This window comes from Phytohabitans maris, assembly GCF_031085175.1.
Lineage (GTDB): Bacteria > Actinomycetota > Actinomycetes > Mycobacteriales > Micromonosporaceae > Phytohabitans > Phytohabitans maris.
On the sequence record NZ_JAVHUY010000007.1, the window covers coordinates 233312 to 246648 of the forward strand.

Annotated in this window: 16 protein-coding genes and 1 tRNA gene; 10 read left to right on the top strand and 7 right to left on the bottom strand. The window is 68.2% G+C overall.

Features of this window, described 5'->3' with window-relative positions:
- Positions 1-210 precede the first annotated feature (210 nt).
- Positions 211-1185: a ThuA domain-containing protein gene (locus RB614_RS09845; protein ID WP_308712091.1), complete on the top strand. Its 975-nt coding sequence runs from the start codon at positions 211-213 to the stop codon at positions 1183-1185.
- A gap of 314 nt (positions 1186-1499) precedes the next feature.
- Here the strand turns inward: RB614_RS09845 and RB614_RS09850 are convergent, their stop codons facing one another.
- Positions 1500-2384: a shikimate dehydrogenase gene (locus RB614_RS09850; RefSeq protein WP_308712092.1), complete on the bottom strand. Its 885-nt coding sequence runs from the start codon at positions 2382-2384 to the stop codon at positions 1500-1502.
- Positions 2385-2475: 91 nt separating this feature from the next.
- Between RB614_RS09850 and RB614_RS09855 the strand changes: the two genes are divergently transcribed.
- A complete protein-coding gene (locus tag RB614_RS09855) occupies positions 2476-3123 on the top strand; it encodes a TetR/AcrR family transcriptional regulator (RefSeq protein WP_308712093.1) in 648 nt (215 codons plus the stop codon).
- A gap of 1068 nt (positions 3124-4191) precedes the next feature.
- Entirely contained in the window at positions 4192-4434 is a 243-nt protein-coding gene (locus tag RB614_RS09860) for a hypothetical protein (protein ID WP_308712094.1), read from the top strand.
- A 305-nt stretch (positions 4435-4739) separates the two neighbouring features.
- On the opposite strand, the gene RB614_RS44275 is transcribed toward RB614_RS09860, so the two are convergent.
- From RB614_RS44275 to RB614_RS09870, 3 genes are read right to left on the bottom strand one after another with little or no spacing between them, the layout of a single operon-like run.
- Positions 4740-5147: a VOC family protein gene (locus RB614_RS44275; protein ID WP_428982963.1), complete on the bottom strand. Its 408-nt coding sequence runs from the start codon at positions 5145-5147 to the stop codon at positions 4740-4742.
- The gene (gene cutA, locus RB614_RS09865) at positions 5148-5498 is read right to left on the bottom strand and encodes a divalent-cation tolerance protein CutA (RefSeq protein WP_308712095.1); all 351 of its coding nucleotides are present in this window, start codon (positions 5496-5498) and stop codon (positions 5148-5150) included.
- Entirely contained in the window at positions 5495-6097 is a 603-nt protein-coding gene (locus tag RB614_RS09870) for a helix-turn-helix transcriptional regulator (RefSeq protein ID WP_308712128.1), read from the bottom strand. Before RB614_RS09870 ends, cutA begins: the two co-directional genes overlap by 4 nt.
- Positions 6098-6572: 475 nt before the next feature.
- Here RB614_RS09870 and RB614_RS09875 point away from each other — a divergent pair, with 475 nt between their 5' ends.
- Genes RB614_RS09875 through RB614_RS09885 form a run of 3 tightly spaced genes read left to right on the top strand, consistent with a single transcriptional unit; the run spans position 6573 to position 7680 of the window.
- The gene (locus tag RB614_RS09875; RefSeq protein WP_308712096.1) at positions 6573-6854 is read left to right on the top strand and encodes a hypothetical protein; all 282 of its coding nucleotides are present in this window, start codon (positions 6573-6575) and stop codon (positions 6852-6854) included.
- Positions 6851-7279, top strand: coding sequence for a helix-turn-helix domain-containing protein (locus RB614_RS09880; protein WP_308712097.1), 429 nt, complete (start codon positions 6851-6853; stop codon positions 7277-7279). Before RB614_RS09875 ends, RB614_RS09880 begins: the two co-directional genes overlap by 4 nt.
- The gene (locus tag RB614_RS09885; protein ID WP_308712098.1) at positions 7276-7680 is read left to right on the top strand and encodes a helix-turn-helix domain-containing protein; all 405 of its coding nucleotides are present in this window, start codon (positions 7276-7278) and stop codon (positions 7678-7680) included. The genes RB614_RS09880 and RB614_RS09885 overlap by 4 nt, the downstream gene beginning before the upstream one ends.
- 9 nt (positions 7681-7689) lie before the next feature.
- On the opposite strand, the gene RB614_RS09890 is transcribed toward RB614_RS09885, so the two are convergent.
- A complete protein-coding gene (locus RB614_RS09890; RefSeq protein WP_308712099.1) occupies positions 7690-7854 on the bottom strand; it encodes a hypothetical protein in 165 nt (54 codons plus the stop codon).
- 246 nt (positions 7855-8100) lie between these two features.
- On the opposite strand from RB614_RS09890, the gene RB614_RS09895 reads away from it, so the two are divergent.
- From RB614_RS09895 to RB614_RS09905, 3 genes are all read left to right on the top strand, one after another.
- On the top strand, positions 8101-9861 hold the full coding sequence (locus RB614_RS09895) for a replication initiator (RefSeq protein ID WP_308712100.1): 1761 nt from the start codon (positions 8101-8103) through the stop codon (positions 9859-9861).
- Between the two features lie 344 nt (positions 9862-10205).
- Complete coding sequence (locus RB614_RS09900; RefSeq protein ID WP_308712101.1) at positions 10206-10430, top strand: helix-turn-helix domain-containing protein; 225 nt, start codon at positions 10206-10208, stop codon at positions 10428-10430.
- On the top strand, positions 10430-11605 hold the full coding sequence (locus RB614_RS09905; protein WP_308712102.1) for a tyrosine-type recombinase/integrase: 1176 nt from the start codon (positions 10430-10432) through the stop codon (positions 11603-11605). Before RB614_RS09900 ends, RB614_RS09905 begins: the two co-directional genes overlap by 1 nt.
- Before the next feature lie 59 nt (positions 11606-11664).
- On the opposite strand, the gene RB614_RS09910 is transcribed toward RB614_RS09905, so the two are convergent.
- Positions 11665-11737, bottom strand: a tRNA-Ala gene (locus tag RB614_RS09910).
- A gap of 100 nt (positions 11738-11837) precedes the next feature.
- Positions 11838-12392 carry a YqgE/AlgH family protein gene (locus RB614_RS09915; RefSeq protein ID WP_428982964.1) on the bottom strand — a complete coding sequence of 185 codons (555 nt, stop codon included), beginning with the start codon at positions 12390-12392 and terminating at the stop codon, positions 11838-11840.
- Positions 12393-12525: 133 nt separating this feature from the next.
- On the opposite strand from RB614_RS09915, the gene RB614_RS09920 reads away from it, so the two are divergent.
- Entirely contained in the window at positions 12526-13329 is an 804-nt protein-coding gene (locus RB614_RS09920) for an S-methyl-5'-thioadenosine phosphorylase (RefSeq protein ID WP_308712104.1), read from the top strand.
- Positions 13330-13337: the final 8 nt, after the last annotated feature.

A 13337-nucleotide genomic window follows, 5' to 3' on the forward strand; every position in this document is an offset into this window, starting at 1 on the left:
TTGACGGACGAACCATAAGCCTGATCATGGCGTCGCCACAAGACTCGGGATGGAAACAAATCCTTCACCTCGACGTACCAGAGGCTTGCTGGGCGGGCACACCGCCGATATATTCGGCAAACCTCTAGACGGTACATGCGGTCCACATAGCGGACCACGATTCACCTCGCCGTTCCCCGCGAGAACCCATCGACCGTTCCAGGAGTCCCCATGGCCAAACGGCGTCCCACCCTGCTCGGCGCAGCCCTCGGCGCCGCGCTCACCGCGACCGTCCTGCTGCTCAGCACCGCCGTTCCCACCTCGGCGCACAACGGCGGCAGACCCGAGGACCGCGGTGCGCGAAACCTCGGCTACAGCGACTACGGCGTCTGCCGCGGCACCAACCCCGACTGCTACCACGACTGGGACAACTTCGACCCCACCAACGGGTACCGCGTGCTGGTCTACAGCCGCACCGTCGGTCCCCGGCACGCCCACCTCGGACCCGCCCTCGGCCCCGGCCTCAACCCCCCACTCACCGAGGCCAACGCCGCCGTCAACGGCCTGCGCAAGCTCGGTGCCGACAACAACTTCGCGGTCGACTGGACCGAGGACGTCACCCAGCTCTCCTCGGCCGGCTCGCTGCAGCGCTACAACGCGGTCATCTTCATGAGCACCACCCGCGACACCCTCGACGACAACGCACAGACCGCGCTGATGCAATACATCCGCTCCGGCGGCGGCTTCGTCGGCATCCACAACGCCTTCGGCACGGAGTACCACTGGAAGTGGTACGAAGGGCTGCTCGGCGGGGCCAACTTCTACGACCACGGCCCGAACCAGCCCGGCGTCGTGCAGATCGAGAGCCGCCGGGACGCCTCCACCGCCGGCCTGCCCCGTCGATGGGCGTTCACCGACGAGTGGTACAACCTCATCCCGTTCCCGTCCCAGGTACGGGTACTGGCCACAGTGGACGAAGACACCATGCTGCGCGGCACCACCGGAAACCTCGGCCACCCCGGCCACGGCGACAACCACCCGGTCTCCTGGTGCCAGTACTACGACGGCGGCCGCTCCTGGGTCACCACCCTCGGCCACTCCGTCGACGCCTGGACCGACACGCCCACCGAGGGCGACACCTACTTCCTGGCCCACGTCCTCGGCGGCATCGAATCCGCCATGGGCCGCAAGCCCTTCTGCCGCTAGGCCCTGGTTCAAAAGGATTGTCGAGGCGAGCCGAGGTCCAGGGAGGCTACGAGCCAGCCGACTCGCCGGCACGTCCGTACGGGCTTCGTGCTCGCGCGGCGCCGGCGACTCGGCAAGCTCGCCGGCAAGTCGGGCGCAAGGTCGCATACCGGTGTTGTATGCGGCCTTACGCCCGGCGCCGCCGGTCGTCGTCTGGACCCGGCGCAGCCCGGCGAGGATTTTCGAAACAGGGCCTAGCAGCCTGCGGCCGCGGTCCGGTCCACGGACGGGACCGCGGCCACCGCGCTCAGCGGCGGCCGGCGTCCGCACGCTGGTCACGGTCTCGCGTCCACACGGGTCAGGGACTCGAAGTGACGGAGCATCCGCTCCGGATCCGGCGCGACCCCCGCGAACAGACGGAACGCCTCGGCCGCCTGAAACACCACCATGCCGCCGCCGCCGAGCGTGCGGCAGCCCAGCCGGCGCGCGTGGGCGAGCAACTCTGTCTCCAACGGACGGTAGACGACGTCCGCGACCCACAGCTCGGGGTGCAGCAACTCCAGCGGCAACGGAATCCCCGGGTGGCCGACCATCCCCACCGGGGTCGCGTTGACCAACCCGTCCGCCGCCCTCAGGCTCTCCTCGAGCAGGTCCGGCCCGCCACCGCCGACCCGGTCCACGCCGAACCTGCCGGCGAGCAACTCCACCAGCCGGGCCGCCCGGCCGGCGTCGGCGTCCACCACCGTGAGGCGATCCGCGCCGAGCCAGAGCACCGCGTGCGCCACGGCGGATCCCGCTCCACCGGCACCCAGCAGCACCACCCGCTCCACCGACGCACCCGGCAGCCCGCGCTCGAAGCTTCGCGTGAAGCCGGACCAGTCGGTGTTGTACCCGACCGCCGTACCGTCCGACCACACCACCGTGTTCACCGCGCCGATCGCCGCCGCGTCCGGCGACAGCCGATCCAGATGACCCACCGCCACCTGCTTGCACGGATGGGTGATGTTGAGTCCACGAAACCCCATCCGCCGGGCCTGCCACAGCAACTCGCCGGTCGCCTCAACCGGCAGCCCGAGCGCACCGATGTCGATCAACTGGTACAGGTAGCGCAGACCCAGGTTGTCCGCCTCACGCTCGTGCAGCGGCGGACTCAGCGATGAATCGATACCGGCCCCGACCAGACCAACGAGGAACCGCCCCTCCGGCCAGGCTCGATCCACGCGAACCTCCTAATGTACGAACTAGTACGTTAGTTATCGCGTGCGGCACAATCAAACGTCAAGACCTCACCAACAAGTTGGAGCGAACGCGATGACGGCACCCGCCCTCCCCGACCGCCAGCGGGACGCCGACCGCACCCGCGCGGAGATCCTGGAGGTCGCCACCCGCGAGTTCGCCGACCGCGGCTACAACGGCGCCCGGGTCGACGACATCGCCGCCCGGACCCGGACCACCAAGCGGATGATCTACTACTACTTCGGCGGCAAGGAACAGCTGTACATCGCCGTGCTGCAGCGCGCCTACGCGCAGATCCGCCAAGCCGAGCAGACCATCGACGTGGACCACCTCGACCCCGCCACCGCCATCCGCCGGCTAGCCGAGATCACCTTCGACCACCACGAAGCCCACCCCGACTTCATCCGCCTGGTCAGCACCGAAAACATCCACCGCGCCGAACACCTCAGCCAGGCCCACGACCTGGTCACCCTGAACACCCCAGCGATCCAGCTGATCCAGGGCATCCTCGAACGCGGACACACCACCGGCGTCTTCCACCGCGACGCCGACGCCATCGACATACACATGATGATCAGCGCCTACTGCTTCTTCCGGGTCGCCAACCGCCACACCTTCGGCACCATCTTCGGCCGCGACCTCATGGACCACAGCACCCGCGACCACTACCGCACCATGCTCGGCGACATGATCGTCCGCTACCTCACCACCACGAATCACTGACGACCCGCGAGCCTGGGCACCCAGTCCTCACGGTGCGCGGCCAGCCGGGTCTCGCGCTTTTCAACGCATCCACACGAGGACACAAGTGGGGCACCCTACTGGCCCCTGGCCCGCGGTGTTTCTGAACTGCCATGTTGGGTGGAGCCGAGGGGACTCGAACCCCTGACCCCCACACTGCCAGTACGGTCTACAGACGATGGTCACTGCCTGCGGCGCTCTGACCTCGGGTTGCCTGGTCGCAAGTGCCCGTGGTTCCCCGCGATCTCCTGTCGCCGCCCGGTCCATCTGGCGCGGATCTGGCGCGCTTGCCGGGGGATGCCGGAGGCCGCGTGATGCTGCTCCGGCAGGCTACTGGGTCCGACCCTACCGCTGGCCCGTCGACAAGAACACCGTCAAGGAGAACTTGACACGGAAGGAGCTGGAAGGCTTCCCGTCGCGCGGGGCTCTGCCCCAATCGGGCCGCCCGCCGGGCGGCAAGCACGCTCCACCGCTTGCCGCCCGGCGGGCGGTCTGATTGCCTCTGGCGCGCGGCGGGGAGGCTTCCCGGAGCGCCCGCCGGAGGCACGGGTTTGAAGCCGGCCGCAGGCCGCCCCCGGCAGGGCCGCCGGAGGCATTGCCTGTGAGTCGACTGCCCGCGCCGTCCGTCGCGAGCTCGGGGATTCCGTCACGCTCATCGACGGGCTTACGTCACGCCGCCCGCGGCTGATCGTCACGCGGGCCGGGGCACGTCCAGGGCGGTTTCGTCACGCGGTGAGGCGACCACGCCGGCGGCGTTTCGTCACGTGCCGCCGGCGCCTTCCGTTACGGCCGTCCGCCGTCCCGCCGTAGTCGCGTCTTTGTCTCGCAAGCCCAGTTTCGGCCGTCCCCGGTCGAGGCTGGGCTTTTCGTCGTGTCCGGCCGCAAGGTTCGCGGCGCTGCCGGGGTCGCGCGCCGTCGCCGAAGGCAGAGGCGCGCGATTCCTCGGCTCGCGCGTGCGGGCCGCTCGCGGCCCGCCTTGAAGACGTATGGAAAGTTCTCACACGCTCCTACGGATAGCCGGTTGCCTGGTGCACAGGTATTGTCACAGGCATGGCTACAGCGAATGTCACGGTCTCGCTCGATCCGGCGGTTGTCGACATGGCGCGGGAGCAGGCGCGGTCTGCCGGTATCAGCATGTCGGCGTGGGTGGCGCGGACGATCCGGTCCGCGACGATCGCGGAGGCGGCTCGCCGGTACGAGCAGTTCGACCGCGACGCGGCGGACGTGGACGCGATGGCCGCGTGGGATGAGGCGCACGGACGTGGCCGGCGCCTGGCTGGCGCCGAGTGGTAAGGCAGGGCGAGGTCTACGACTACGAAGTGGCCGGCCGCCGGTACCGGGTCCTGGTGGTCAGTGCGGATGCGCACAACGAGGTCCGTATGCCGTGGGTAGTCCCGATCCGCCATGGCGTGATGGACGCTCCGCCGTACCTGGTGGCACTGGTCGACGCGGACCCCTTGGGCGGATCGGCCGACGTTGACCGCTTGGACCGCGCACCGATAGGTGGCGAGCCGATTGGCATGGTTACCGGCGCGACGATGCAACGCGTACGCGAAGCGCTGTATACACTCTTCGCCTCTTAGACGGTCGTGCCTCGCTCAGGCGCGCCAGGGCGAGCGTCGCGCCAACAATTCTGGGAATGTGGTTTGTAGGACACAAAACTCGTTGCCCCACGGGTCGCGGAGTACCCAGAAGTCGAAACCTCGTTCAGTCTGGTGATCCCAGCGAGCAGCGCCTAATGCCTCAAGTCGTTTGACCTCGGCTTCGACATCGTCAGTCTCGATGTCAAGGTGCATGCGTTCCTTGGCTGCCTTAGGGTCGTCGGTCCGCTGAAGAAGTATCCTAATGTCGGAGTCAGGTAGCCGTAACCGGCGGTAGACCTGCCGACTCGGCTCACCGATCGGCTCCTCAGCAGCATCGAGAGCACTTTTCCAGAATGCTACGGCCTGGTCAAGGTCATCGCAGTCGATGACGAAGTGGCAAAGCCGGCTACGATGATTTGTCACTTAGTTCTCCGTGGCCGTGGTGCCGGTCACCGGGCGGGTTTCCTCAAGAATCCACTGACGATAGGCGGGGTTAGCGGCAGTAATCGGCAGCGCGACGACACACGGCACTTCGTACGGGTGCAGTTCGTTCGTACGATTAATGATCGTGGCCACCAGGGCGGTTCGGGTGTGCAGGGCAGCATGCGCTTCGGTGCGATCCTCGATGGAGCCTTGCCATCGGTAGATGGACCGAATCTCGGCAAGGTTGTGACCAGAGGCGCAGAGTCGTTCATTTACTAGGGTGTGCACGAAGTCAGCGAGCCACGATGAGTTCGGCGCCGTGATGATTACCTGGCAGATATCGTCGGTCATGTCGGTTCGCCTCGTTCTTTCAATCCTGCGATTAGCTCAGTTGCTTCGTCTCCACTGTGAGCCATGGCTGCCCACCCGGTGATGATCTTTCCGTCGTAACTAAGACCGACCCAGCGTCCCGACATCTTCTGCCCGTGCGGGTGTAGGACGAAGTACATGGTCCCCTTCGAGCGCGTACCACCATCGAGGGCGGCGTACCAGCCCATCAGGATTTCGTTATCCCATAGCCGGAGTTCGCCCCGCCAGTGATAGCCGCCTTCTTCTACCGTGATTCCCCTGGTAATGGTCTCGACACTAATCAGCTCGCCCTGTTGACGGAATTGGACCTCTTGGAGGGTGATGACCTCCTTACGGTCCTTGAACGTCTGCCAACTTGCCCACCACTCGCCCGTGAGATCGACCTGGTGGCTAGGGATTCCGGCGAGTTCTCCCACAGAGATCTTCAAAGCGTCGGCTATCGCAACCGCTACCGACAGGACGGGTTGTTGTTCGCCGGCCTCGTATCGCCGGATTTGACGCTTGTCGACTCCGACAGCGCCCGCGAGGTCAGCCTGCGACATACCCAGCTCGGTGCGTCGCCGCCGCAGGACTTCGGCCATCTCCACGTGCTACATCCTTCCCGGACTTACTGGTCCCTGTCAGTAGGACTGCCTGGTCCGCAAGGGGACTGATGAGACCTTGACAGTGGGACCAACTCGTCCCATAGTAGTGAGAGGACGGATCAGTCCCATCAGTGGGACCTAAAGATCCGCACGGCGGGCGGCCCACGGTGGGCACGCTCGCGAAAAGAAGGCCCCGACGGGGTGGAGCCCGTCGAGGCCGTGCATCGATCCGCCCTAGCGAAGGGAGTCAGTCAATGCTGTCCCAAGGTACCTCTTCGAAGTCCCGTGTCCGTGTCGGAGCGGGTGATGGCCCGGTCGCGTCGCGCTGTGCCTGGTGCGGCCGTCCGGCCTGCCAGTGGTGTTCGGCTCGCGCTGTCTGCGCGAACGTGCCGGCGTGCCGCTGCGCGAACTGCGTGCAGGCTGACACCGGGTACGTGACGGTGTCCGCCGATGGTCGGCTGGCGGTGGCGGCATGACCGAGCTGCGTCGGCTTCGGCTGTCTCGTGGGTGGGACCCGGTCCAGTTGATCGGCCGGATGAAGATCCTGGCCGCTGGCGACGGTACCGTCCTGCCTCCGGTGTATCTGCTGGTGCGGCTGCTTTTCCTGTGGGAGAACCACCGCGCGCCGATGCCCTCCTACTACGTGGGTCTTCTCGACCGCGTGTATGGCGGCCAGCTCATGACGCTGCCTACCCCTGCCCCGGTTCGCCGGGACAGCGGCCGGCGGGGTCTGACTGGGGCGGTGGCGGCATGACCGTCGCTGTTGTGCCGATCGCTGACCTGTCGGCCCGCGTGGGTGCCGACTCGCGTTTCGCGTCCGCGTTCGCTGTCCTTCGGGACGTGGCGACCTCGGACCAGGCGCCCAACGAGACGACCGCACGCCTGGCGTCGGTCCTGCTCGATGTCCTGTCGGTCCTGGTGACCGACCCGGCTACTACCCCGGCCACCGGCTACGACTGGCGCACGTTGCGGCAGCGTCGCGGCTGGACGCAGGCACAGATGTTCCGCCACCTGACCCGGGTCGCTGAGGACCTGGGCGAGCGGCTGCCCTCGTGGGCGTCGTTCAAGCGGAACCTGTCCCGCTGGGAGAACGGCACGGTCCGGCCGTCGCCGTACTATCAGCGGCTGCTCCTACCGCTGTTCGGCTTGGCCGACAGCACGACCGGCGGTGCGGCATGACCGTTACCGCCGACACCGCGACCGTCACCCGGCATGGGTGGGCGGCGCGGGATGACCGCCCGGAGCACTTCCCGGGTGTGGCGCACGTGTGGAAGCGTCGCCGGCTGTCCGCCGGGTTGAAGCAGGCCACCGTGATCCGCCGGATGACCGAGCTGGCTACCCGTCAGGGTGTCAGCATCGCCGCGCCGACCTCCCTGAAGACGATGTTGTCCAAGTGGGAGAACGGCGCCAAGATGAGCCCTCTCTACGAGGAGCTGCTGTGCCTGGTCTACGGCGTCCGCCGTGCCGAGCACGTGAACCATCGTCCTGCCCGCTACCGCAACTCCGCCATCTATGACCGTCTGCTCCCCACCCGTACGGGTGTGGGGGCTGTCCGGCTGACCCAGCCTGGGCTGCGGTGACCTGATGGCCTATCGAGCTGCCGTCGCCGGCCAGACCAGCCCTACGCACACCATCGTCTCGTACCGCCCGGCCACGCCGCCGGCGGCCGCCGACCTGGCGGCGCCGTGCCGGCCGTACGCCGGGCCGCCCGCGGTGAGGTGTCTGGCCCGTCCCGCCACCGACTTTCCTGTCATCGAGCCGGACCTGGCACAGCACACCACCACCGACGTGCCGCCCGCCGCTACGCGCTCGGCGCGTCGCTCTGCCCGCGTCGGAGAGCTGCCCGCATCGCGTGTGCCGACCGGTACCGGGCCGCTGGCGCCCGCGCTCGGCGTCGGTCTTGACCAGGCTGCGCGAGGCTTCGCCTCGGTGTACGTCGTCGGCCGCTCGATCGTCCCTGCCCACTACGCCGGTACTCGAAGCCTCCTGAGTTGGTTTCGATGACCGTCTCGACGCTCAGCGCTGTACCCGAAGCTATCGCTTCGGGTACGGCCCCGTACGCCGAGCCGGACCTTGCCCTGCGTCTGGAGTGGCTGTCCCGCTCCACCGACGTACGCCGCCAGGCGGTCGCTCGGGCGGCCCGTCCCGACTTCGAAGCCTGGTTGTCGCACGTCCAACCTGCCTCCGCATGCATGCGGCCGATCCGGCTTGCCGGCACCAGCCTCACCCTTGAAGCGGGTACCGGGCGCGTATTGGCCACTGTGGACACTGCCGGCCTGCCGGATGGGGTGATTTACAAGGCTTGTGGCAACCGTCGAGCGTCGGCGTGTCCGGCCTGCGCCGACCGTTACCGGCGTGACGCGTACCAGGTGATCCGGGCCGGCCTGGTCGGCGGCAAGGGTGTGCCGGAACATGTGGCCAGCCATCCGGCCCTGTTCGTCACCCTGACCGCACCCTCATTCGGACCGGTACACACCCGCTACGTCAAGCGGCACACCTGCGAGAGTCGGCGTCGCTGCGACTGCCGCGCCGAACCCTGCCATCCCCGCCGCGACGCGACCGTCTGCCCACACGGGATACCCCTGGTGTGTTACGCCCGGCACGAAGACGGTGACCGGCGGCCGGGTACCCCGCTGTGTGTCGACTGCTACGACCACGACGCCCAGGTGGTCTGGAACATCGAGGTCGGCGAGCTGTGGCGCCGGACCACCGAACACCTCCGTAAGCGGCTTCGCCGACTGGCCAAACAGCACGGCATCAACCCGGATCGGGTCAGGCTGTCGCTGGGCAAGGCCGCCGAGATGCAACGCCGCGCCGTGGTCCACTTGCACGCCATCATCCGCCTCGACGGCGCCGACCCGGACGACGCCACGGCCATCCTGCGGCCTCCTGCGCGGATCGACGCCCCGGACCTGGTCGACCTGGTCGAGCACGCCGCGTCCGCGGTCGCGTTCACCACCAAGCCGCACCCGGCTCACCCTGCCGGTTGGCGTATCGGCTGGGGCGTCCAGGTGGACGCCCGTGTTATCACCGTTGCGGCGGACGGTGAGGTCACTGATGGCATGGTCGCCGCCTACCTGGCCAAGTACGCCACCAAATCCACCGAGGTCACCGGGCACGTCTCGGCCCGCCTCACCGACCAAACCGTCGATGACTTCGCCGACCCGGACGGCACCCACACCGAACGACTGATCGACGCCTGCTGGCGGCTCGGCGGTACACGCTGGCCGCTGCAAGGGCCGGTCTGTCCTCGCGCGTGCCGGCACCGTAGCTGCGCTCTGATCGCCGGTGCACCGGCCTGGCGGCCCACCCTTAGCGGCCCGGTCTGTCCCCGCCAGTGCCTGCACCGCAGTTGCGCCGAAATCCGGGTCGCCACCAGCGACCCGGCTAAGCCGTGGCGGCGGCTGCGCCGCTGGGCGCACATGCTCGGCTTCGGCGGCCACTTCCTCACCAAGTCCCGCACCTACAGCGTGACCTTCACGGCCCTGCGCCACCAACGGATCGTCTACCGCCGCACCGAAAACGGCGCACTCCACGGCATCGAACCCATTGAAAACCTCCTGCCGCAGATGCCGACCGGCACGCGACCGGAAACCGACCTACGCGACACCGAGCCAACCACCCTGGTCGTCAACTTCCTCGAATTCGTCGGCGCCGGATGGCACACCACCGCAGACGCCCTACTCGCCAACACATCCGCCGCGATGGCCCGTGAACACCAGCGGATCGCGCGCGAGTACCTGGCCATCACGGCAGCGTGACGCGCGATTTGCCGTCAAGCCCACCTTGACACCGTTCCTTGAGAACTACATAGCGACTACACCGGGATGCCGGTGTCCGTTCCGACGTCTCTGCGGCCCAACGTCTGTCCACATCGCAGTGTCTATATAGGAAGGACCCAATACCGTGCCCCACCGTCCCCGTCCGCTGATCGCGGTTCGCCTCATTGGCCCAACCGACGTCGTTACCGCTCAGCGGGCTCAACTGATTGATCACTTCGCTCGAACCTTCGGCGATCGCGCGGTTTGCCGGACGAGTACCCGTCCGGCCAGCTACGCCAATGAGATCCGTCTGTACATCACTGTCAGTGAAAAGGAGGTGCGTGATGGTTGAGCGTTATCTGTCAGTGCCCGAGGTTGCTGAGCGGCTGGGCACCAAGGAACGGTTCGCCCGGCGGCTGATCGAGGAACGCCGGATCGAGTTCAAGCGCTTCGGCCGGCATGTCCGGGTCGCGGAGAGTGTGCTCCTGGCCTACATCGACTCGTGCACCGTGTCGACGGTCCGGCGTGCACCGACCCGCCAGCCTCGTCGGCTGCGTCGGGTGGCCTGATGGGCGGCAACAGCAAGGGCCGTAAGCGGCGGTTCGGCAGCGTCCGGCAGATGCGGTCCGGTCGCTGGCAAGCTCGGTACACCGGGCTCGATGGGCTTACCCGGACCGCGCCGGACACGTTCGACGCGAAGCGGGCCGCTGAGCAGTGGCTGGTGGAGGTCGAGGCGGAGATGCTGCGCGGCGACTGGGTAGACCCGGACGCCGGCAAGGTGCTACTGACGGACTACGCCGACCGCTGGGTGCGCGAGCGTGATCTGAAGCCGCGCACCCGGGAGGAGTACGCCCGCCTCCTGCGGCTGCACGTGCGCCCGTACCTCGATGGGCTGTCACTGGCCGAGGTCACCCCGCAGCGCGTCCGGACGTGGCGCTCAGCCCTGCTGGCGGCCGGCATCGGCCGGTCGACCGTCGCCAAGACGTACCGGGTGCTGCATGCGATCTTCGCCACGGGCGTTGACGATGATCTGATCCGGCGCAATCCCTGCCGGATCAAGGGCGCCGGACAGGACGACGCCGACGAGCGGCCGATGGCCACCCTCGATCAGGTCTTCGCGATCGCGGAGGCGATCCAACGCCGGTACCGGCTCCTGGTGTTGCTGGCCACGTTTGCGCAACTGCGCTTCGGCGAGCTGGTGGCACTGCGTCGGCGAGGCATCGACCTGGCCAAGATGGAGCTGCGCGTCCGCCAGGCGACGGCCGAGCTAGAGGACGGCACGCAGCTTGACGACGATCCGAAGTCGCAGGCAGGCAAACGGCCGATCGCACTACCTCACGGCTTGCGCGCGGACATCGAGATCCACCTGAGCCGCTACGCGCAGCCCGGGCCGGACGGGCGGCTGTTCGTCGGCCCGCAGGGCGGCGTTCCCCGGCGGCGCAACTTCAACCGGGTCTGGCACAAGGCGCTCCGCGACGCTGGCATCCCAGCGGACATGGATCTTCACCTGCACGACCTGCGGCACACCGGAAGCACCTGGTCGGCGCAGAGCGGCGCGACCCTGCGCGAGGTGATGAAGCGGATCGGCCACTCCAGTACCCGGGCCGCGATGATCTATCAGCACGCCACCCGGGACCGGGACCGCGCGATCGCGACGGCGCTCGACGCGCTGATCGAGGAATCCCGACAGAAGATCGAAAACGCGTCTGGCACAGATCTGGCACGTGAGGCCGAGAGTGCCTGATGGTCGTCTATCCGCCGGTTCGTCGGATCATGCCGCTGAGCTGGGTCAACGGTGTTGGGTGGAGCCGAGGGGACTCGAACCCCTGACCCCCACACTGCCAGTGTGGTGCGCTACCAGCTGCGCCACGGCCCCAACGTCCCCGGTCTCCCGGGCACCCGCGCAATAGTACACACCCCTTCCCCGCCGGTCATCTCGCAGGTGCCGACACGCTCGGGAGTACCCGTCCGGGGCCTCAGTTGAGGGCCACGTCCGGGGGGAAGTGGGCGACCGCGGCCAGGATGCCGCCCTGGCGGCGCAGGACCATCGGCCACAGGTCGTCCGGGCGCTCAACGAACGCGTCGCCGGGCAGGGCGTCGAACACGAACCACGAGCCCGAGGAGATCTCCTCCTCCAGCTGCCCCGCCGACCAGCCCGAGTACCCGGCGAACACCCGGATGCCGGCGAGGCTGCTCTGCAGCGACTCGGGGTCGACGGAGAGGTCGACGGTGCCGATCGAGCCGGATACCCGATGGAAGCCGCGGGCCCGGCGCACGCCGGGGTGCGTGCGGGCCAGGCAGATCGCGGACTCGGGCTGCACCGGGCCACCCTCGAAGAGGACGGCCGGGTCCTTCGCCATCGTGCCCCAGTTGCCCAGCACCTCGGAGACGGGCACCTCGGTGGCCCGGTTGAGTACCACGCCCAGGGCACCGCCTGGCTCGTGCGCGACCAGCAGCACCACGGTGCGGTCGAAGTTCGGATCCTTCAGGGCCGGGGTCGCGACCAGTAGCTGCCCGGTCATCGACTCCATCGACCGCCCCCCGATCCGCTGCCCCTCTCCGTGCACGGAATGCCCCGCTACTCGTGGAGGCCAGGGATACAGGACTCGTATGCCATGGAAGGCACCATAGCTTGCGCGTCTGCTCCTGGTTAAGGTCTCATTCGTGAGCCCACGCGCTGAGTTTGCCGTGATCGGCGGTTCTGGCCTGTACGCACTCCTGGATGGCGCGACGGAGCTCACCGTCGACACGCCGTACGGTCCACCGTCCGACCCCCTCACCATCGCCGAAGTGGGTGACCGGACCGTCGCGTTCCTGCCGCGGCACGGGCGCGACCACCGTTACCCGCCGCACCGCATCCCTTACCGGGCCAACCTGTGGGCGTTGCGCTCGATCGGTGTACGCCAGATCCTCGCGCCGTGCGCCGTGGGTGGGCTGCGGCCGGAGCTGGGGCCGGGCGCGTTCGTCATCCCTGACCAGCTGATCGACCGCACCAGCGGGCGCGCGCAGACCTACTACGACGAGGGTGCGGTGCACGTCTCGTTCGCCGATCCGTACTGCCCGGTGGGGCGCGAGACGGTGCGCGCCGCGGCCGGGCGGCACGGCATCGCCGCGGAGCCGACCGGCACGATGGTGGTGGTCGAGGGGCCGCGCTTTTCGACGCGGGCGGAGTCGCGGTGGTTCACCGCGATCGGCGGCACGGTGGTCAACATGACCGGTCACCCGGAGGCGGTGCTCGCCCGGGAGCTGGCCCTCTGCTACACGGCGATCGCTCTCGTCACCGACCTCGACGCGGGCGTGGAGGGCGACCACGGGGTCACCCAGGAGGAGGTCTTCCGGGTCTTCGGGGAAAACACCGCCCGCCTCCGCGGCCTGCTCCTCGACGCCGTCACCGCGCTACCGGCCGACCGCGCCTGTCCGTGCGGGGAGGCGCTGGACGGCATCAAGCTACCGTTCGCGCTGCCCTAGCCGGGACC